This is a genomic window from Agrobacterium sp. NPDC089420 (genome assembly GCF_044900305.1).
Classification (GTDB): Bacteria; Pseudomonadota; Alphaproteobacteria; order Rhizobiales; family Rhizobiaceae; genus Agrobacterium.
Genome location: NZ_JBJDMY010000017.1, coordinates 23,919 through 44,049, shown reverse-complemented (window position 1 = coordinate 44,049; position 20,131 = coordinate 23,919). Strand labels below are relative to the sequence as shown.

The window sequence follows — 20,131 nt, the reverse complement described above, 5'->3', positions numbered from 1 at the left end:
TCCAGATTAGCCGGAAATTCTCCTCACCCCGGCTTGTTGCTTATTTTCCTGCAATCCCGAATTGAAGCCGTCCCATGGCTTCTCCGGAATTGCCCTATACCGCCAGCGCCCTGTCCCTTGCGTTGCGGATATGGGCGGTCAGCCGTTCGACGGCCTCTTCCACGGATCGCCTCTCGATGGCTTCGAGAATGGCGAGATGTTCCTTCATCACCGACTTCACATGGCCGGCGATGCGAAAGCGCTCCTGGTTGATGAGGCGCATTTTTATGGAATTGACGCGGTAGGCATTCGAGATGATCGAATTGCCGAGCGCATCGATGAAGGCGTCGTGCATGCCCCAGTCCACCTGCTGGGCATGCTGCTCCAGCTCCGGCGATTCCCCGCCGGTTTCCGCCGCTTCGGCAATGTCACGATGCTGTTTTACGAGCTTCGCAATCGCTTCATCGGAGGCCGAGCGGGTAAAGAGCGCCACGGCTTCCTTTTCGAGAAAAATACGGAACTGGAACGCCTCGCGGATGAGGTTGATGTCGATATGGGCGACCTGCAATCCCCGCTGCGGCACGGTCTTGATCAGCCCGTCCGCCTCCAGCCGTGGAATGGCCTCCCGGATCGCCCCCAGCGGCAGACCCGTCAATTCCACGAGGCGGCGTTGCGAGATGAATTGCCCCGGGCGAACGTCGCGCGAGAGAAGGTGATGCGTAAAGCTTTCATACGCCCGTTCCCGCAATGTCTGTTCGCCGGTATCGTCCATGCTCAGCCTTTCTTCAGCTTTTTTCAGGCGGCCTGCCTGCGAAACAGCGCGTCGAAAGCGCCTTCGATCCGCCGCCGGTCTTCCGGTGAAATGGCCACGAGCGGTGCGCGCACCTCCGCCCAGATAGTTTCCCCTGTGGTGTGTGATACCAGCACCTTGACCGCGGGCGTAACCGGGAATTTCAGAAGTTCCACAACAAGATTTTCGACGCGCTGGTCGTCCTTGCCGTCGACGGCCATGGCGCGCACTTCCTGCGTCAGGAAATTGGCGACGCCGGAGATCGCGCCCTGGCCGCCCAGGCGAACGCCCCGGGCGAGATCACGCTCATCGCCGATCAGGATGGCAAGGTCGCCATGCTCCTTCAGCAGGCGCTCGGTATGGGTCCAGTTGCCGGAGGAGTCCTTGACGCCGGTGACGATGCCGGGGAAAGCCTTTTTCAGCCGTCCCACCAGCTCGACCGACAGCGTCACCATGGTCACGGAAGGGATGTTGTAGACGAGAATGTCGCGCGCATCCTTGCCGATCTTGGCGAAGACCGCCGAAAACCAGGCAAACAGGCCGTCGTCGCTGACATTCTTGAAATAGGAGGGCGGGGCGAGAAGAATATTGCGGGCGCCCGCTTTCAGGGCTTCTGTCGACTGATCCGCCGCATCCTCGATGGAATCCACCAGGACGCCGGTGACGATGCGCGACGGCGCAATGCCGGCCTCGACGAAGCGGGAGAGGATGGCCTGCCGTTCGCGGCTGCCGACGGAGCAACCTTCGCCGGTGGTGCCGAAGAGCGTCACGCTGTCGCAGCCATTCGCAAGGCAGCGGCGGGCATGGGCGATCATGGCGTCGATATCGACCGTTCCATCGGTTTTGAAAGGGGTTGTCAGGGCTGCCGAAAGGCCGAATTTCTGGGTCAATTAAGATGCTCCTCCAAGGTGACTGCAAATTGATGGCATACTGACATGTTAGTTGTAAAGAGGTAATTGCAATATGATTGATCGGAAGACGACTGTGAAGGAATGTCGCGTAGAGGCGGCTGCGGTGCGGGCTTGCGCAGCCGGCAAGGAATGATTGTGTCGGTTCAGGGGGATAAGGGCCTGTCGCGGTGCGAGCGGGTCAGGCCTCTTCCATCTGCGAGGGGCACGTGCGAAAATAAAATTTGACTGTTGGAGTAAAGATTTTTATCAGGCAATCTGAATAAAGGGATTAAGGGACCATCATCATGACGATTGCGGAGCCGGCAGCGCCTGTAGCAGAGATCGAACAGAGCCGTGTCAAGCGCCTGAGGGCAGCGACGCGCGGTGCCCATGGCGATCTCGATGCTTTCATCATGGCCTCGAAGCCGTTCGAAAGCCGCGAGAATTTCGGCAAATTTGTCGAAACGCAATATCTTTTCCACCGCGATCTCGATGTCTTTTTCTCCAATGCAACGCTCGATGGCCTGCTGCCCGATCTCAAGGGCCGCCGCCGGCTGGCGATGATCGAGCAGGACCTTGCCGATCTAGGCCTCGCCGTTCCCGAAACGGCGGAGCCCCGTTTTACCGCCGAAACGACCTTCGATCTGCCGGAGGCCATGGGCTGGCTTTATGTGGTGGAAGGCTCCAATCTCGGCGCTGCTTTCCTGCTGAAGGATGCGGCCAAGCTTGGTCTGAATGAAGACTTCGGCGCGCGCCATCTGGCCGGCGCTCCGGAAGGCCGCGGCCTGCACTGGCGCACCTTCACCGCAGCACTCGATGAAATTTCGCTGACGGTGGAAGAGGAAGAACGCGTCGTCGCCGGCGCCGAAGAGGCCTTCCGGGCCGTGCATGCCTATGCGCAGCAGCGGATGGCTTGAGTTTTTGGCATAGCTGCGCGATTGTTGTCCTCATCGCGCAGAAGTGCCCCGTCGCGTGTGCGAGTTTGATTGAGTCTCAGCACCTCAGCGTCGTCACCCCGGACTTGATCCGGGGTCCAGTGCGATCAAGTCCTTGATCGCGAAAGACTCTATTCACGGCGCAGACGCGCCGTGGCTGGATGCCGGATCGGGTCCGGCATGACGGAGGAGAGCATTCGGGTTTCTTACATCGGTCTGCGATTGTGGTGAGGGCTGCTCACCTTTGACGTATCGCTCTCAATATTTGCCGAATAAACAGGCAAATATTTTTACCAAATGATAAAAATTTTACCTTTTGGTAAAGGCTCGGCGCGCCTCAAAATTTTATCCATTTGATAAAATTATTTTATTTGGTCTGGCACAGAACCTGCTACTCTTTTGTCAAATCAGGAGATACCTGATGCAAAAAAGGGAACAGCAAAATGGAAGTTGGTGTTTTTATCCCGATCGGGAACAATGGGTGGCTCCTTTCCGAAAACGCGCCGCAATACAAGCCGAGCTTCGACCTGAACAAGGCGATCACGCTGAAGGCGGAGCAATATGGTTTCGACTTTGCGCTGTCGATGATCAAGCTGCGCGGTTTCGGCGGCAAGACCGAATTCTGGGACTATAATCTGGAATCCTTCACGCTGATGGCCGGCCTTGCCGCCGTCACCTCCAAGATCAAGCTGTTCGGCACCGCCGCCACGCTTGTGATGCCGCCGGCCATCGTGGCCCGCATGGCGACGACGATCGATTCCATTTCCGGCGGCCGTTTCGGCATCAACCTGATCACCGGCTGGCAGCGGCCGGAATATAGCCAGATGGGCCTCTGGCCAGGGGACGACTATTTCGGCGACCGTTATGAATATCTGGGTGAATATACGACTGTTCTGAAAGAGCTGCTGACGGAAGGCCAGTCGGACCACAAGGGCAAGTTCTTCCAGATGGAGGATTGCCGCATGAAGCCGGTGCCGCAGGGGGACGTGAAGCTCATCTGCGCCGGCTCTTCCAATTCCGGCATGGCGTTTTCGGCCAAGTTCGCGGATTACAGCTTCTGCTTCGGCGTCGGCGTCAATACGCCCAAGGCCTTTGCGCCCACCAATGAGCGCCTGCTGGCGGCGACGGAGAAGACCGGCCGCGAGGTCAAATCCGTGGTGCTGACGATGATCCTTGCCGAGGAAAAATCCGAAGATGCCTGGGCCAAATGGGAGCACTACAAGGCCGGTGCGGATGAGGACGCGATCAAGTGGCTCGGGCTGCAAAGCGCGGTCGATACCAAATCCGGTTCCGACACCAATGTCCGGCACATGTCCAATCCCGTGTCGGCGGTCAACATCAACATGGGAACGCTGATCGGCTCCTATGAGGAAGTGGCGGCGATGCTGGACGAGATGAGCGAAGTGCCGGGAACGGGCGGCGTGATGCTGACCTTTGACGATTTCCTCGAAGGCGTCGAAAAATTCGGTAAATATGTGCAACCGCTGATGAAGAGCCGGGCGCATGTCCAGGCCGAACTGGAGGCTGCGGAATGAGCGAAGCTGTCGTGGCGGGTTACAAGGGGCCGGAAAGCCGTTCGGAAAGTGTGACGCTTCCGGCAAGGCCGGAGCCGATCACCCTCAAACCCAGCGAGACCGCCATTGTCGTGGTCGACATGCAGAATGCCTATTCGACCGAGGGCGGTTATGTCGATCTTGCCGGTTTCGACATTTCCGGGGCCAAGGGCACCATCGCCAACATCAAGAAGACGCTGGATGCGGCGCGGGCGGCGGGCGTCCAGGTCATCTATTTCCAGAATGGCTGGGACAAGGATTATGTCGAGGCGGGCGGCCCGGGCTCGCCCAACTGGCACAAGTCCAATGCGCTGAAAACAATGCGTAAAAGGCCGGAACTACAGGGCCAGCTCTTGGCCAAGGGTACGTGGGATTATGCCATCGTGGATGAGCTGCAGCCGCAGCCCGGCGATATTCTGGTGCCGAAGACGCGCTACAGCGGTTTCTTCAATACCAATATGGACAGCGTGTTGCGCGCCCGCGGTATCCGTAATCTGGTCTTTGTCGGCATCGCCACCAATGTCTGCGTCGAAAGCTCGCTGCGCGATGCCTTCCATCTCGAATATTTCGGGGTGATGCTGGAGGATGCCACGCATCATCTGGGTCCGGACTATATCCAGCAGGCGACGGTCTACAATGTCGAGAAGTTTTTCGGCTGGGTCGCCACCGTCAACGATTTCTGCGGCGTCATCTCGCAGGCCGCACCCGTCAGCGCTTGATATCCAACCACAAAGAGGAGAACGAAATGCCGAAAAAGATCGTCGTGCCTGCCGGTACCAGCAAACCCATCGCACCCTTTTCGCCGGGAACCCTTGCCGATGGCGTGGTTTACGTGTCCGGCACACTGCCCTTCGACAAGGACAATAATGTCGTGCATGTCGGCGATGCGAGCGCCCAGACGCGTCATGTCCTGGAAACCATCAAGTCGGTCATCGAAACCGCCGGCGGCACGATGGAAGACGTGACGATGAACCATATCTTCATCACCGACTGGGCCAATTACCAGGCCGTCAACACGGTCTATGCCGAATATTTCCCCGGCGACAAGCCGGCGCGTTATTGCATCCAGTGCGGTCTGGTGAAGCCCGACGCGCTGGTGGAAATCGCCACCGTCGCTCATATCGGCAAATAGGGCGAAGCGGCAGATGATGCATTTCGAGGTTCATGGCCGGACCGATGCCGAGGCGGCCACTATCCTGCTGTCTTCGGGGCTGGGGGGATCGGGCACTTACTGGACCCCACAGATTAAGGCCCTTTCCGATCATTTCCGGATCGTCACCTACGATCATCGCGGAACCGGCAGCACCGGCGGCGAGGTGCCGGAGGAGGGCGGCATATCGGCGATGGCGGATGATGTGCTTGACATCGTTTCGGCGTTGAACCTCGAGAAATTCCACTTCATGGGCCATGCGCTCGGCGGCCTGATCGGTCTCGATATCGTGTTGCGCAAGCCTGATCTGATCGACAGGCTTGTTCTCATCAATGCCTGGAGCAAGGCCGATCCGCATTCCGGGCGCTGCTTCGATGTGCGGATCGAGCTTCTGGAGAAATCCGGGGTCGAGGCCTTTGTCAAAGCCCAGCCGCTGTTTCTTTATCCGGCGGCCTGGATGTCGGACCATCAGGAGCGGCTGGCGCGGGACGATGCCCATGGCGTCGCGCATTTCCAGGGCAAGACGAATGTGCTGCGGCGTATTGCGGCGCTGAGGGCCTTCGATGTCGATGCCCGTCTTGGCGAGATCGACAATCCGGTGCTGGTGGTGGCGACGAAAGACGACCTTCTGGTGCCCTATACACGTTCACTGCGGCTGGCGGAGGGTCTGCGGCAGGGCGAACTCAGACTTATCGATTTTGGAGCGCATGCGGTCAACATCACCGAGCCCGAGCTTTTCAATAAATGGCTTTTGCAGTTCCTTCTGCCGGCCACCCCAACATTCTGACAGGATTTTAGAGCAAGATGACGAAAGCACTGGACACCGAGGCATTGGCAACGCTTTTCACCGAGGCACGCACCCATAACGGCTGGACGGACAAGCCGATCAGTGACGAGACGCTGCGTGCCCTGTACGATCTGACGAAGATGGGGCCGACATCGGCCAATTGCTCGCCGGGGCGTTTCGTGTTCGTGCGCAGTCCGGAAGCCAAGGAAAAGCTCCGGCCCGCGCTGTCTTCCGGCAATCTGGAAAAGACCATGGCGGCGCCCGTTACGGTCATCGCCGCCATCGATGGTGAATTTTACGAGAAGCTGCCGGTGCTGTTTCCGCATGCCGATGCCCGGTCGTGGTTCACGTCCAGCCCGGCCGTGGCCGAGGAAACGGCGTTCCGCAACGCCACGCTGCAGGCGGGTTACCTCATCCTGGCCGCCCGTTCGTTGGGACTGGATACCGGGGCAATGTCCGGTTTCGACAAGGGCAAGGTGGATGCCGCGTTTTTTGCCGGCACGACGTGGAAGTCCAATTTCCTGATCAATCTCGGCCATGGCGATCCGTCGAAGCTCTTCGGCCGTCTGCCGCGCCTTCCCTTTGAAGACGCCTGCGTGCTGGCTTGATGGCCTGTTAAGGAAGGATGGGTTAGATGCAGATGATGTCTCTTGAAAAGGAAGCGGAAATGGAGACGAAGACTGCCGAGCAACGCAGCCTCGATTATAGAAACGCGATGGCGCGGCTCGGTGCGGCGGTCAACATCGTCACCACGGATGGTGCGGCAGGCCGCGCCGGCTTTGCCGCGACGGCCGTCTGCAGCGTTTCCGATAATCCGCCCACGCTTCTCGTCTGCCTCAACCGCAATTCTTCCGCCTACAGGGTGGTCAACGCCAATGGCGTCGTCTGCGTCAACACGCTCGCTGCGCATCACGAAGTGCTGAGCACGCTTTTCGGCGGCAAGACCCCGGCGGAAGAGCGTTTCGCCGCCGGCAGCTGGGGCGTGCTCGAAACCGGTGCTCCGGTTCTGGAAGATGCGCTCGTTTCCTTCGACTGCCGCATCCGCGAGGCGCATGACGGCGGCACGCATGATATTCTGATCTGCGAGGTTGTGGATATGAAGATCAATGAAGGCGATGAGGCGCTGATGTATTTCAACCGTCGCTACCGGGTGCTCTGAGCGCGGTCTTTTGAAAGTTGGAAGTGGCGGCAGTCTATCGACAAAGTCCCGCGGAACGGTTCCGTTTGGCGCGGCCGTAGCATCCGTACACCGTCACCCCGGACTTGATCCGGGGTCCAGCGCGATCAAGTCCTTGATCGCGTAAGACTCTTTTCACGTCGCAGACGCGCCGTGGCTGGATGCCGGATCAAGTCCGGCATGACGGACGAAAAGTATCGTCGTTTCTCAGAAATTCGAAGGCGTTCCCGGTCTCCCGGAAACGCCCTTTTCATTACTTGATCAGCGGCAGAAGATCGTTGATCGACTTCTTGGCGTCACCGTAGAACATCCGCGTATTGTCCTTGTAGAACAACGGGTTCTCGATGCCGGAATAACCCGTGCCCTGGCCGCGCTTGGAGACGATGACGAGCTTCGATTTCCATACTTCCAGAACCGGCATGCCGGCAATCGGGGAGTTCGGATCGTCCTGGGCTGCCGGGTTGACGATGTCGTTGGAGCCGATGACGATGACGACGTCGGTATTGGGGAAGTCGTCGTTGATCTCGTCCATTTCCAGCACGATGTCGTAAGGCACCTTGGCTTCCGCCAGCAGCACGTTCATGTGGCCGGGAAGACGGCCAGCGACGGGGTGGATGGCGAAGCGCACGGTCTTGCCATCGGCGCGCAGTTTGCGGGTGAGTTCCGAGACTGCGCTCTGCGCCTGCGCCACCGCCATGCCGTAGCCCGGCACGATGATGATGCTGTCGGCATCGTTGAGCGCCGCCGCCACGCCTTCGGCGTCGATTGCCACCTGCTCGCCCTCGATTTCCATCGCCGGACCCGTGGTGCCGCCAAAGCCGCCGAGAATGACGGAGACGAAGGAGCGGTTCATGGCCTTGCACATGATGTAGGACAGGATCGCACCCGAGGAGCCGACCAGCGCGCCGGTGACGATCAAGAGATCGTTGCCGAGCGTGAAGCCGATCGCCGCCGCCGCCCAGCCGGAATAGCTGTTCAGCATCGAAACCACCACCGGCATATCGGCACCGCCGATGCCCATGATCAGGTGGTAACCGATGAAGAAGGCGGCAAGCGTCATCAGCACCAGCGTCCATGCTCCAGCGCCGTTGCAATACATGATGAGCAGCACGAGCGACAGGATTGCGGCGCCGGCATTGAGGATGTGTCCGCCCGGCAGCTTCTTCGCCTTGCCGTCCACCTTGCCGGCAAGCTTGCCGAAGGCGACGACCGAGCCGGTGAAGGTGACGGCGCCGATGAAGACGCCGAGGAAGACCTCGACCTTCATGATCGCCAGTTCCACCGGCGTCTTGTGGGCGAGGATGGCGGAAAAGCCGGTCAGCAACGAACGTGCGGTCTCGTCAAGCGAGGCGACATGCGCTTCCTCGATATGGGCGTTAAAGCCGATGAAGACGGCGGCAAGGCCGACAAAGGAGTGAAGGGCTGCCACAAGCTGCGGCATTTCGGTCATCTGCACGCGGTTTGCGACGTAATAACCGAGGACGGAACCACCCGCGATCATCAACAGCACGATGAAGCCTATGCCGACATCAGGCCCGAAGACCGTGGCGACCACGGCAAGGCCCATGCCGACAATGCCGTACCAGACGGCGCGTTTGGCGCTTTCCTGTCCGGAAAGACCGCCGAGAGAGAGGATGAAGAGAACGGCTGCGGCAACATAGGCCGCGGAAACGATACCAATGGTCATTTAAAAAGATCCCCGCTTGGCTTACGACTTCTGGAACATGGCGAGCATGCGCCGTGTCACGAGGAAACCGCCGACGATGTTGATCGTCGCGATCAGGACGGAAAGCGAGGCGAGGATCACCACCAGCCAGTTGCCGGACCCGATCTGCAGCAGCGCGCCGAGGATGACGATGCCGGAAATCGCGTTGGTTACCGCCATCAGCGGCGTGTGCAGCGAGTGGCTGACATTCCAGATGACCTGGAAGCCGACGAAGCAGGCCAGCACGAAGACGATGAAGTGGCTCATGAAGCTTGCCGGCGCATAAAGACCGACGAGCAGCAGGATGGCCGTGCCGGCGACAAGCAGCCCGACCTGGTTCTTCGTCTGCGCTTTGAACTCGGCCCGTTCCTTGGCGTGTTTTTCCTCCGGCGTAAGTTCCCTGGCTTTTTCCTTCGGCTTCTGCGCGGCGATCGCCTGGATTTTCGGCGGCGGCGGCGGGAAGGTTATCTCGCTCTGATAGGCAACGGTCGCACCGCGGATGACGTCGTCTTCCATGTTGTGAACGACCTTGCCGTCCTTAGCCGGCGTCAGATCGGTCATCATGTGACGGATATTGGTGGCATAGAGCGTCGAGGCCTGCGCCGCCATGCGGCTCGGGAAATCGGTGTAACCGATGACGATGACGCCATTGTCGGACACGACACGGCTGTCGGGAACCGTGAGATCGCAATTGCCGCCGCGTTCGGCGGCGAGGTCGATGATGACCGAACCCGGCTTCATCATCGCCACCATGTCGGCGAGCCACAGTTTCGGGGCGTCGCGGCCGGGAATGAGCGCCGTGGTGATGACGATATCGATCTGCGGCGCGAGTTCGCGGAATTTTTCGAGCTGCTTCTCGCGGAATTCCGGCGAGGAGGGGGCGGCGTAACCGCCGGTCGCTGCGCCATCCTGCTGCTGATCGGCGAAATCGAGATAGACGAACTCAGCGCCCATGCTTTCGATCTGTTCGGCCACTTCCGGGCGAACGTCGAAGGCATAGGTGATGGCGCCGAGCGAGGTGGCCGTGCCGATGGCGGCAAGACCGGCAACGCCCGCGCCGATCACCAGCACCTTGGCGGGCGGCACCTTGCCGGCGGCGGTGACCTGGCCCGTGAAGAAGCGGCCGAAATTATTGCCGGCCTCGATCACCGCGCGATAACCGGCGATATTGGCCATGGAGGACAGCGCGTCCATCTTCTGGGCGCGGGAAATGCGCGGCACCATGTCCATGGCGATGACATTTGTGCCCTTTTCCCTGGCCTGCTCCAGAAGGTCCTTGTTCTGGGCGGGATAGAAGAACGAGATCAGCGTCTTGTCCGAAGACAGGCGATCAATCTCCGACGTTTCCGGCGGACGAACCTTGGCGATGATGTCGGATCCGGCGAAAAGCGCTTCGGCGCTGTCGACGATCGTCACACCGGCTGCGCGATAGGCGTCGTCGGAAAATCCAGCCGCCTTGCCCGCACCGGTTTCGAGAATGCAATCATATCCGAGTTTCTGCAGGCCTTGCGCGCTGTCGGGCGTCATGCCGACGCGCGCCTCGCCCTCATATAATTCCTTAGGCGTCCCGATTCTCAAAATGGCTCTCCCTCTGCCTGATAATATAGGGGGGTCATATCCTATTCAGGGGGGCTTTGTCTTCATATTGATTTTGTCTTGCCTGCGACGGAATGACAGCCCCCTGCGACAGGCTCTTTCGATATTCCGGCGTGCCGCGCAATAAAAAACCCGGCGCCTGGGCGCCGGGTTTCGAAAGATGTCGATCAGGCTATGGCTCAATCCATGGCGTGGATGTCGCGATCCTTGGTTTCCGGCAGGAACAGCAGGCCGACGACCAGCGTGATGCCCGCGAAGATGATCGGATACCAGAGGCCATAATAGATGTCGCCCTTCGCCGCACTCATCGCAAAGGCGGTGGCGGGCAGAAGGCCGCCGAACCAGCCATTGCCGATGTGGTAGGGCAGCGACATGCCGGAGTAGCGGATGCGGGTCGGGAACAGTTCGACCAGCAGCGCCGCGATCGGGCCGTAGACCATCGTCACATAGATCACGAGCACGGTCAGAACCGCGATGATGACCACCCAGTTCACGGCAGCCGGATCGGCAACCATAGCAAAGGCGCCGCCACCGGCGATGCTGTAGACGGCCATTTCCGCCGCTCCGGCGGCCTCGGCCGGTGTCAGCAGCTTGTCCGCCACCAGCTTGTCGGTCGCAACCATCTTTTTGTCGGTGGTGCGAACCGCTTCCGCATTGAGGTTCAGTTCCGGGTTGGCGGCGATGAAGGCATCCAGCTTGGCGTCCGGCACCTGCGCTGCGCCGCGCACCAGCGGGTAACCGCCGTCGTGCAACGCGATGTTGACCTGTTTCTGGAAGGCCCTGTCCTGTGCGGCCGCATTGGCACCGGCCGCGATCGCGTCGTAGCTGGCGATCGTGGCGTCGCCGATCTTGACGCTTGCCGGCTGACCGGCCGTTCCCGTAACGACGTCATAGGGAACCGAATTGCGCGTCAGGAACGAGGTGGCGATATCGCAGGATGTAGTGAATTTCGCCGTGCCTGTCGGGTTGAACTGGAATTTGCAATCGCCGGGGGCGGCGGTCACGGTTGCGCGAACGCTGGACTGCGCCTGCGCAAGGGCCGGGTTGCCCGCCCATGTCAGCGCCTTGAACAGCGGGAAATAGGTCAGCATCGCGAGAATGAGACCGGCCATGATGATCGGCTTGCGGCCGATCTTGTCGGACAGCCAGCCAAACAGCACGAAGAAGCCGGTGCCGAGGATGAGGGCCGCCGCAACCATGATATTGGCGGACTGACCATCCACTTTCAGAATGCTCTGCAGGAAGAACAGCGCATAGAACTGGCCGGTGTACCAGACGACGGCCTGGCCGATGACGGCGCCGACGAGGGCTATCAGGGCGATCTTGGCGTTTTTCCACTGGCCGAAGGCTTCGCTGAGCGGCGCCTTGGAGGTCTTGCCCTCTTCCTTCATCTTCTTGAAGGCGGGGGATTCGTTCATTTTCAGACGGATCCACACCGATACGCCGAGCAGCAGAACCGAAACGAGGAAGGGAATGCGCCAGCCCCAGGCGGCGAAGGCTTCCTTGCCGAGTGCGAACTGCACGCCGAGGATGACCACCAGCGACAGGAACAGGCCGAGCGTCGCCGTCGTCTGGATCCACGAGGTGTAATAACCCCTGCGGCCGTTGGGCGCGTGTTCGGCCACGTAAGTCGCGGCGCCGCCATATTCACCGCCGAGCGCCAGGCCCTGCAGCATGCGCAGGATGATCAGGATGATCGGGGCTGCAATGCCGATCTGCGATGCGCTCGGCAGGATGCCGACGAGGAAGGTCGAAACGCCCATAATGAGGATCGTGACGAGGAAGGTATATTTGCGGCCGACAATGTCGCCCAGGCGGCCGAAGACCAGCGCGCCGAAGGGGCGCACGAGAAAGCCGGCGGCAAAGGCCAGAAGCGCGAAGATGTTGCGTGTCGTTTCCGGATATTGGCTGAAGAAATTCGCGCCGATATAGATCGCAAGCGAGCCGTACAGATAAAAATCATACCATTCGAAGACTGTTCCGAGAGAAGAGGCGAAAATCACCTTCTTCTCCTCACCCGTCATGGGACGGGCGGCGCCGCTTGCGGCTGCAACATTTGCCATTTTCTGTCCTCCACAGATGTCCAATCGACGCATTGCAGAGCCCATCTCTCTCCTCCGGACTCGCCTTGCGGCTGCAATGCGCGGAGTGGCAGAGTGACAGAAAATTAACCCCAATAAGAGCAATGCTTTCGGATTATGACTTTAGTCTAATATATAACGTGCAAAAATGTCGCAGGGCCGTTTTTGCCAGCGCGCATCGGCCGGCCGGAAGCGCGCCTTTTTTCTTGACACAACTGAGAAACCTTCTAATAGCTTCTCGCGAAGAAGGAGCACGACCTTGAGCAGGCATGTTGCACACATGATTGTCATGGAAGGACCGGCACAATTGGCCGGCGATGATCCGCGCCTTTCTCATTCTATCCGAATTACGGCCAAAACGACGATTAAAACCGTCTGACGTCTCTGGCCACCGCTCTCTCCCCGGTTTGGCCGGGGATCGAGGAAGCCGCGATCTGATGCGGGTTCCCACCTCACCAAAAAGAGGAGAGACAGAAAGAGAGCTTGATCATGGGTTTCAAAGTTGCAATTGCAGGGGCCACCGGCAACGTCGGTCGCGAAATGCTCAATATCCTGGCCGAACGCGGTTTTCCCGCCGATGAAGTCGTGCCGCTGGCTTCCGCCCGCTCGCAGGGTACGGAAGTGTCCTATGGCGACCGCACGCTGAAGGTCTCGAACCTCGAAAACTACGATTTTTCCGACACGGATATTTGCCTGATGTCGGCCGGCGGCGATGTCTCCAAGAAGTGGTCGCCGAAGATCGGCCAGCAGGGCTGCGTCGTCATCGACAACTCTTCCGCATGGCGCTACGATCAGGACGTTCCGCTGATTGTTCCGGAAGTCAATGCCGATGCGGTTGCTGGTTTCACCAAGAAGAACATCATCGCCAACCCCAATTGCTCCACGGCCCAGCTCGTCGTCGCACTGAAGCCGCTGCATGACTTCGCCAAGATCAAGCGCGTCGTCGTCTCCACCTACCAGTCGGTTTCCGGTGCCGGCAAGGAAGGCATGGACGAGCTGTTCCAGCAGACCCGCGCCGTCTTCGTGGCCGATCCGGTCGAGGCCAAGAAGTTTACCAAGCGCATCGCCTTCAACGTCATTCCGCATATCGACGTCTTCATGGAAGACGGCTACACCAAGGAAGAGTGGAAGGTTCTGGCCGAAACCAAGAAGATGCTCGATCCGAAGATCAAGGTCACCTGCACGGCCGTGCGCGTTCCGGTCTTCATCGGCCATTCTGAATCGGTCAATATCGAGTTCGAAAACGAGATCACCGCCGATCAGGCGCGCGATATCCTGCGCGAAGCGCCGGGTTGCCTCGTCATCGACAAGCGCGAAAACGGCGGTTACGTCACCCCGGTCGAATCCGCCGGTGAGGATGCGACGTATATTTCGCGTATCCGCGAAGATGCGACGGTCGAAAACGGCCTCAACCTGTGGGTGGTTTCCGACAATCTGCGCAAGGGTGCCGCCCTCAACGCCGTCCAGATCGCCGAACTGCTGATCAATCGTGGTTTCATCAAGCCCCGCAAGGCGGCTGCCTGATACGATTTTTTAAGGTTCGTTAAGTATAACCCGTCTGTTCTGTGTGGGGCAGGCGGGTTTCGCCATTGGTGACGATCACGGCCAGTTTATTTGCAGGCCTTGCTGCCGAAAGGCAATTTAGGCAGCCAAATAGCGGTTTGGTCCCTGAATCATGCAGTATTGACGGTTTGGTTCTCGGGAAGAATTCCCCAAAATATATCGAAGGCAGATTTTGATGCGGGCAATGAAGGCAATTCTGGCTGGTGTGGCCATGGTCTCGGTTCTGGCGGCGACGCCGGTTTTGGCGGCGCAATGCGGCAACACTTCGGCGGGCTTCGACGCCTGGGTCAGCGCCTTCAAGCAGGAAGCGGCCGGCCGCGGCGTCAGCGCCTCGGTTCTCGATCGCGCTTTCTCCAACGTCTCCTACAACCAGGCGACGATCCGCGCCGATCGCGGCCAGCACAGTTTCAAGCTGTCCTTCGAACAGTTCATGCAGAAGCGCGGCGGTCAGACGATCATTTCCCGCGGCAAGACCATGAAGAAGAACAATGCCGCCCTGTTTGCTTCCATCGAGCGCGCCTATGGCGTGCCGGCCGGCCCGCTGCTTGCCATCTGGGGCATGGAAACCGGCTTTGGCGGCTTCATGGGCAACCAGCACACGCTGTCTGCCGTGGCGACGCTCTCCTTTGACTGCCGCCGTTCGGATTATTTCACCGAGCAGCTTTATGCGGCGCTGAAGCTCGTCGGCAGTGGTTCGCTCAACGTCAATGCCAAGGGTGCGGCGCATGGTGAAATCGGCCAGACGCAGTTCCTGCCGCTGAACGTCGTTCGTTACGGTGTCGATTTCGACCGCGACGGCCGCATCGATCTCGTCGGCTCGCGCGCCGATGCGCTGGCCTCCACCGCGAACTTCCTCGTCGGCCATGGCTGGCAGCGCGGTGCCGGTTATCAGCAGGGACAGGCGAATTACGCCGCCATCCAGGGCTGGAACGCCGCAAGCGTCTACCAGCAGGCCATCGCCTTTATCGGCAAGGCGATCGACGGCCAATAAGGCCGCTTTCCACGGACCAAAGTTTCGCTTCCGTCATGCCGGACTTGATCCGGCATCCAGCTGCGGCGTTTCCGACAGAGGTTCCCCACATAATCGACGACGTCCTCGGGCTTGACCCGAGGATGACGAAGGAGAGGTTGGTAGCCGTTGGACTTGGGCTGATACGACCGCGTCGCTCTTTTGATCTAAAACCTGTTCCTCACAGGTCCGGGCGGCGAAAATCGCCCGTTTTGCCATCCATCACCCACAATTCGCCGGTCGAAATATCGAACCATGCGCCGTGCAGCTTCACCTTGCCGGCCGTCTCCTGCGCCTTCACGAAGGGGAAACCGCGCAGATTGGCGATGGAGTTGCGGATGGAGACGCGTTCCAGCGCCGTCTGCCGCTCGGAGGCGGTCATGACATCATTGCTCTGGATCTGTTCGGCCGCGGATTTGACCATGTTCATCCACTTGCCGATGAAATCGCCCGGCGACAGTGGCTCGAGATTGGGATCGAGCGCTGCCTGAATGCCGCCGCAGCGTCCATGGCCCATGACCACGATATCCTTCACCTTCAGAACCTGCACGGCATATTCGATGGCCGCGGAGGTGGCGTGATACTGGCCGTCGGGCTCGAAGGGCGGCACCATGTTGGCGACGTTGCGAACGACGAAAAGCTCTCCCGGCCCGCAGTCGAAAATGGTTTCCGGCGCCGAACGGGAGTCACAACAGGCAATGAACAGCGTCTGCGGCTTCTGCCCGGTTTCCGCCAGAACGCGGTATCTTTCGCGCTCATCGGAATAGCGGCCGCTCATGAAGTTCTTGTAGCCGTTGAGGAGGTTTTCCGGAAAATCTTTCATCTATCGCAGTACCGTTGTGCTTGGACCAAGATCAAGAGAAGAACTCGGTGCGTTGAAGACCAATCCTTTAGCCGCTATTTGCGCTTGCTGCGCGAAGGATGCAAGAGATGACGCATCTGCACCATGGCCATGGGCGTGGAGAGGCTTGAGGAGTCCGTCTCCAGCGTCAGTTCGTTCATGCCGCGCTTTTTGGTGCGGGCCAGAATTTCGAAGACGCTGGCAGTTGCGAGCTGCAGCGCCTTTTCATCGTCCAGTCCTTCCAGCAGGCGGGCGAGGAACAGCGCCGACATCAGGTCCCCGAGGCCGTTCGGCGCATTCTCGATGGCGCGATGTTCGGCCAGCAGCGCGTGGCGGCCGCTGAGGTAAAGATTGCCGGTGCCGCCCGTCATCATCGGCACGGCCGATGTGACCAGCATTTTCGGCGGGCCGAGTGCGAGCGCGGCATCCATGATCGCGTTGTTGGTCTCAAGCTCGGCGCCGCTCATCCAGGCCAGTTCGTAACGGTTCGGTGTCGCGACGGTGGCAAGCGGGATGAGGTGGTCGCGGATGGCTTCGGCGGTCTCAAGCGGAATATAGAGCCCGCCGAGATCGCCCATGACCGGGTCGCAGGCGTAAATCAGCGCCGGGTTCTTTTCCTTCAGATTGCGGATCAGCCTTGCGACGGAGCGCACCTGCGCCGCACTTCCGAAATAACCGGTCAGAACAGCCTTGACCTCGCCGATCCATTTGGCGTTTTCGAGGTCGGTCATCGCCTTGTCGAAATCGTCGTCCTGAAAGCGCATGCGGGTGGAAGGGCCATGGCCGGGATGCCAGGGCATGACGATGGTCGGCACCGCCCAGACGGGATAACCCAGCGTCTCGAGCGCAAAAACGGCGGCGCGGTTGCCGACGGAGCCACGCATGACGTGGCTGGAAATGACGATGACGGCGCCCTGTGTATTTTCCTGCATCACGGCCTTCTTGCTGTCCAACGCCGCAGAAAGCCCGCAAGTGCTGCTCCTGCCCAAAGATCAAGATGCGCTCTCATGACATATCGCAAGGCCGGTTTCCACCGTTAATCCCGCAAGGGTCTGTCCCGCAAAAGCATGGATGGGTTCCGGCGTTCCGCCGTTGCCGGGCAGCGCCGTGTCACCGCGATCGGTTCATGGCGCTATCTTTTTGTTTGCGCATCGGGTTCTCCGAAAACCGCGTTACACTTTTCGGCACGATGCCCTATAGTTGCAACATGCTCGATCTCGTCGTCGCCTATTGGCCCCATATCCTTGCCGTCCTCTCCATTTTGATGGGAACCGTGGCGGCCGTGCATGCCACAATGACGAAGGAGGAGGTCCGCTCCGCGCTTGGCTGGGTGGGCGTCATCGTGCTGTCGCCCATTGTCGGCGCGGTCATTTATGCCATTGCCGGCATCAACCGCATCCGCCGGTCGAACATTACCCAGCAGCGGTCCTTCATGCAGGACGAGATCATGGATCGCGTGGCGCGTTTCGATGCGGAGGGCGAGCTGGTCGCCACACGCTTCGGCCGCCGTTTCGAGGCGATGAAGACGCTTGGCGACCGGGTGACACGCCACGCGCTGACGACCGGCAATGCCATCGAGCCGCTGGTGACGGGTGACGTCGCTTATGCCGCCATGCTGGAGGCGATCGGCGAGGCGAAGCGGTCGATCATTCTCGAAACATATATTTTCGATAATGACAGGATCGGCGCCCGCTTCGTTGATGCGCTGGAGCGGGCAAAATTGCGGGGCGTGGAAGTCAGGGTGCTCATCGATGCCGTGGGTGCGCGTTATTCCGTGCCGAGCATCCTGCCGACGCTGCGGGAAAAGGGCATCGTCGCCGATGTCTTCAACGGCAACGTCATCATGGGGCTGCGGCTGCCCTATGCCAATCTGCGCACCCACCGCAAGATCCTCGTGGTGGACGGGCGAATGGTGTTTAGCGGCGGCATGAATATCCGCGAAGGTTTCACCCGGGAATTCGGCGGGGAGAAACAGTCGCATGACACGCATTTCAAGATCGCCGGGCCGGTGGTGTCGGATTTTTTCTCCATCGCCGCGGAAGACTGGCGTTTTACCACGGGTGAGCTTCTGGACACGCCGGTCTGGGATATCGCCATTCCTGACGGTGTGCCGGGCTCGCAGATCGTCGCGCGCGTTTCCTCCTCGGGGCCGGACAAGAGCATCGAAACCAGCCACAAGATGCTGATGGGGGCCTTTTCGGTGGCCCGCTCCTCCATTCTTGTCATGTCGCCCTATTTTCTCCCCGATCGGGAGCTTATTTCGGCGCTGATCACCGCAGCGAGGCGGGGAGTCGTGGTGGATATCATCGTGCCGAAAAGCAACAATCTGGTGCTTGTGGACAGGGCGATGACGGCGCAGTTCGACCAGATGCTGAAGAATTATTGCCGCATCTGGCGGGCGACGGGGGCTTTCAATCACTCCAAGCTTCTGGTGATCGACGGGCGCTGGACCTATATCGGTTCTTCCAATCTCGATCCGCGTTCGCTGCGGCTGAATTTCGAGATCGATCTCGAAGTCATGGACGAAGAATTCGCCGGGACGATCGGGGACCGTATCCGGGATGCGCGGGCAACCGCCTTGCCGGTGCGGCTCAGCGAACTGAATGCGCGCCCATTCGTTGTCCGTTTCGTGGAGCGTGTCCTGTGGCTCGCTTCGCCCTATCTTTAGAGCGCCTGCGTCCGACAGGACCGATGCGCTGGACCGGAGGCACTGACGCGTGAAAAAGAACGGTTTGCTGGACAGTGAAAAAACGGCGCTTGCGAAAAATACCAGCCTGCCCGCCTTCGTCATGCGGTCGCTGCGCGACCGTCGCCAGCGCCAGAATGCGGTGCCGGCGACGAAAGATCATTCCTTCCCCGTCATCGCTTCCTACAATGTGCATAAATGCGTCGGCCGCGACCGCAAGTTCGATCCCGACCGCACCAGCCGTGTCATTCAGGAAATCGGTGCCGATATCATTGCCCTTCAGGAAGCGGACAGCCGTTTTGGCGAGCGCACCGGCCTGCTCGACCTTGCCCGGCTGGAACGGGAAAGCGGCCTCATTCCCGTGCCGGTGCAGGCCGGCGTGAAGGCGCATGGCTGGCACGGCAATGTCGTGCTGTTCAAGGAAGGCGCGGTTCGGGATGTGCATACGCTGAAATTGCCGGGGCTGGAGCCGCGCGGCGCGCTCGTCGTTGAGCTGGATCTCAAACGCGGCGGCACGCTCAGGATCATCGCCGCCCATTTCGGCCTTCTCAGACATTCCCGCGCCCAGCAGGCCAAGGCGCTGGTCGGGCTTCTGGAGGCGCGCAACGAATGCGCGACCATCCTGATGGGAGATCTCAACGAATGGCGCCTCGGCAATGGCTCGTCGCTCAATACGTTCCGGGATGCTTTCGGCGCGCTGCCGCCGGCGGTGCCGAGTTTTCCCTCCAACCTGCCGGTGCTGGCGCTGGACCGGATCATCGCCAATCGTGAAGGGCTGGTCGAGCAGGTGGAGGCGCATGACAGCGTGCTGGCGCGGATCGCTTCCGATCACCTGCCGCTGAAGGCCGCAGTCCGGACCGATCTGCTTCAGGCTTGACCTTGTCACGGCATGGCGTGCCGCAGGAGGCGTCCAGAGCCGGTCGAAGCCCTCATGCGGTCGTCAGATGGCTGCGTGAGCGGGCTTCGAGCAACGAGGTGCGAATGGCTTCCATCAGCCGCTCGCGATTGTTCCGGGTCTTGCTCCTGTCCAGATTCTGGGCGGAAAGCGCCAGATCAAGACCCTCATGCATCACTATCGAATAGGCAACGGTGGTTGCCCAGTTTTCGTAGTCCTGCTCCATCATGTCGCCCCTGAACTAAATCATTTAGTCCGAATCACCCAGTTCCTGGAAATTACCACAAAATACAAAGCATAAAATAGCATTGTTTCTTCGGGTTTCCGTCAACGGGTGAGGCTATATTTCTTTTTGGCAGTTATAATGCGGTGCAATATCGGTGCTTATTTCAGTTAAGCATTTGAAACTGATTCAATTTCAGGAGAACCGCATAAATATCTTTGGCCATGAAAAACGCCGCGCATCTGATGATGCGCGGCGGGCTTGCTTTGAA

19 protein-coding genes are annotated in these 20,131 nt (G+C 59.7%); 11 read left to right on the top strand and 8 right to left on the bottom strand.

What is annotated here, in order from left to right; translation table 11 throughout:
- Positions 1 to 94: 94 nt before the first annotated feature.
- Positions 95 to 751, bottom strand: coding sequence for a GntR family transcriptional regulator (locus ACI2KA_RS22100; protein WP_404504605.1), 657 nt, complete (start codon positions 749 to 751; stop codon positions 95 to 97).
- Positions 752 to 774: 23 nt separating this feature from the next.
- Positions 775 to 1,659: a dihydrodipicolinate synthase family protein gene (locus tag ACI2KA_RS22095; RefSeq protein ID WP_404504604.1), complete on the bottom strand. Its 885-nt coding sequence runs from the start codon at positions 1,657 to 1,659 to the stop codon at positions 775 to 777.
- 305 nt (positions 1,660 to 1,964) lie between these two features.
- On the opposite strand from ACI2KA_RS22095, the gene ACI2KA_RS22090 reads away from it, so the two are divergent.
- The 7 genes from ACI2KA_RS22090 (at position 1,965) to rutF (ending at position 7,243) form a co-directional block, all read left to right on the top strand.
- Positions 1,965 to 2,576 carry a biliverdin-producing heme oxygenase gene (locus tag ACI2KA_RS22090; RefSeq protein WP_404504603.1) on the top strand — a complete coding sequence of 204 codons (612 nt, stop codon included), beginning with the start codon at positions 1,965 to 1,967 and terminating at the stop codon, positions 2,574 to 2,576.
- 461 nt (positions 2,577 to 3,037) lie between these two features.
- Positions 3,038 to 4,129, top strand: coding sequence for a pyrimidine utilization protein A (gene rutA, locus ACI2KA_RS22085; RefSeq protein ID WP_404504602.1), 1,092 nt, complete (start codon positions 3,038 to 3,040; stop codon positions 4,127 to 4,129).
- Positions 4,126 to 4,866 carry a pyrimidine utilization protein B gene (gene rutB, locus ACI2KA_RS22080; protein ID WP_404504601.1) on the top strand — a complete coding sequence of 247 codons (741 nt, stop codon included), beginning with the start codon at positions 4,126 to 4,128 and terminating at the stop codon, positions 4,864 to 4,866. The genes rutA and rutB overlap by 4 nt, the downstream gene beginning before the upstream one ends.
- 26 nt (positions 4,867 to 4,892) lie before the next feature.
- Positions 4,893 to 5,279: a pyrimidine utilization protein C gene (gene rutC / locus ACI2KA_RS22075; RefSeq protein WP_003492069.1), complete on the top strand. Its 387-nt coding sequence runs from the start codon at positions 4,893 to 4,895 to the stop codon at positions 5,277 to 5,279.
- Positions 5,280 to 5,292: 13 nt separating this feature from the next.
- Positions 5,293 to 6,084 carry a pyrimidine utilization protein D gene (gene rutD / locus ACI2KA_RS22070; RefSeq protein WP_404504600.1) on the top strand — a complete coding sequence of 264 codons (792 nt, stop codon included), beginning with the start codon at positions 5,293 to 5,295 and terminating at the stop codon, positions 6,082 to 6,084.
- A gap of 17 nt (positions 6,085 to 6,101) precedes the next feature.
- Positions 6,102 to 6,692 (top strand): malonic semialdehyde reductase, encoded by a 591-nt coding sequence (locus tag ACI2KA_RS22065; RefSeq protein WP_404504599.1) that lies wholly within the window; start codon positions 6,102 to 6,104, stop codon positions 6,690 to 6,692.
- A 26-nt stretch (positions 6,693 to 6,718) separates the two neighbouring features.
- A complete protein-coding gene (gene rutF, locus ACI2KA_RS22060) occupies positions 6,719 to 7,243 on the top strand; it encodes an NADH-dependent FMN reductase RutF (RefSeq protein ID WP_404504598.1) in 525 nt (174 codons plus the stop codon).
- A 271-nt stretch (positions 7,244 to 7,514) separates the two neighbouring features.
- Here rutF and ACI2KA_RS22055 read toward each other — a convergent pair whose 3' ends face one another.
- The 3 genes from ACI2KA_RS22055 to ACI2KA_RS22045 form a co-directional block, all read right to left on the bottom strand.
- Entirely contained in the window at positions 7,515 to 8,948 is a 1,434-nt protein-coding gene (locus ACI2KA_RS22055) for an NAD(P)(+) transhydrogenase (Re/Si-specific) subunit beta (RefSeq protein ID WP_404504597.1), read from the bottom strand.
- Positions 8,949 to 8,969: 21 nt separating this feature from the next.
- Positions 8,970 to 10,544 carry a Re/Si-specific NAD(P)(+) transhydrogenase subunit alpha gene (locus ACI2KA_RS22050; RefSeq protein ID WP_404504596.1) on the bottom strand — a complete coding sequence of 525 codons (1,575 nt, stop codon included), beginning with the start codon at positions 10,542 to 10,544 and terminating at the stop codon, positions 8,970 to 8,972.
- A gap of 197 nt (positions 10,545 to 10,741) precedes the next feature.
- The gene (locus tag ACI2KA_RS22045) at positions 10,742 to 12,625 is read right to left on the bottom strand and encodes an MFS transporter (protein ID WP_404504595.1); all 1,884 of its coding nucleotides are present in this window, start codon (positions 12,623 to 12,625) and stop codon (positions 10,742 to 10,744) included.
- A gap of 507 nt (positions 12,626 to 13,132) precedes the next feature.
- Here ACI2KA_RS22045 and ACI2KA_RS22040 point away from each other — a divergent pair.
- Positions 13,133 to 14,167: an aspartate-semialdehyde dehydrogenase gene (locus ACI2KA_RS22040; protein WP_404504593.1), complete on the top strand. Its 1,035-nt coding sequence runs from the start codon at positions 13,133 to 13,135 to the stop codon at positions 14,165 to 14,167.
- 214 nt (positions 14,168 to 14,381) lie between these two features.
- Positions 14,382 to 15,197 carry a lytic transglycosylase domain-containing protein gene (locus ACI2KA_RS22035; protein ID WP_404504592.1) on the top strand — a complete coding sequence of 272 codons (816 nt, stop codon included), beginning with the start codon at positions 14,382 to 14,384 and terminating at the stop codon, positions 15,195 to 15,197.
- A gap of 199 nt (positions 15,198 to 15,396) precedes the next feature.
- Here ACI2KA_RS22035 and ACI2KA_RS22030 read toward each other — a convergent pair whose 3' ends face one another.
- Positions 15,397 to 16,038 (bottom strand): carbonic anhydrase, encoded by a 642-nt coding sequence (locus tag ACI2KA_RS22030; RefSeq protein WP_404504591.1) that lies wholly within the window; start codon positions 16,036 to 16,038, stop codon positions 15,397 to 15,399.
- A gap of 74 nt (positions 16,039 to 16,112) precedes the next feature.
- Positions 16,113 to 16,988: a pyridoxal kinase PdxY gene (gene pdxY / locus ACI2KA_RS22025; RefSeq protein WP_404504590.1), complete on the bottom strand. Its 876-nt coding sequence runs from the start codon at positions 16,986 to 16,988 to the stop codon at positions 16,113 to 16,115.
- Positions 16,989 to 17,263: 275 nt separating this feature from the next.
- Here pdxY and ACI2KA_RS22020 point away from each other — a divergent pair, with 275 nt between their 5' ends.
- Both ACI2KA_RS22020 and ACI2KA_RS22015 read left to right on the top strand, forming a co-directional pair.
- Positions 17,264 to 18,724, top strand: coding sequence for a phosphatidylserine/phosphatidylglycerophosphate/cardiolipin synthase family protein (locus ACI2KA_RS22020; RefSeq protein ID WP_404504669.1), 1,461 nt, complete (start codon positions 17,264 to 17,266; stop codon positions 18,722 to 18,724).
- A gap of 49 nt (positions 18,725 to 18,773) precedes the next feature.
- Positions 18,774 to 19,619: an endonuclease/exonuclease/phosphatase family protein gene (locus tag ACI2KA_RS22015; RefSeq protein ID WP_404504589.1), complete on the top strand. Its 846-nt coding sequence runs from the start codon at positions 18,774 to 18,776 to the stop codon at positions 19,617 to 19,619.
- Positions 19,620 to 19,671: 52 nt separating this feature from the next.
- Here ACI2KA_RS22015 and ACI2KA_RS22010 read toward each other — a convergent pair whose 3' ends face one another.
- Positions 19,672 to 19,866: a hypothetical protein gene (locus tag ACI2KA_RS22010; RefSeq protein WP_404504588.1), complete on the bottom strand. Its 195-nt coding sequence runs from the start codon at positions 19,864 to 19,866 to the stop codon at positions 19,672 to 19,674.
- Positions 19,867 to 20,131: the final 265 nt, after the last annotated feature.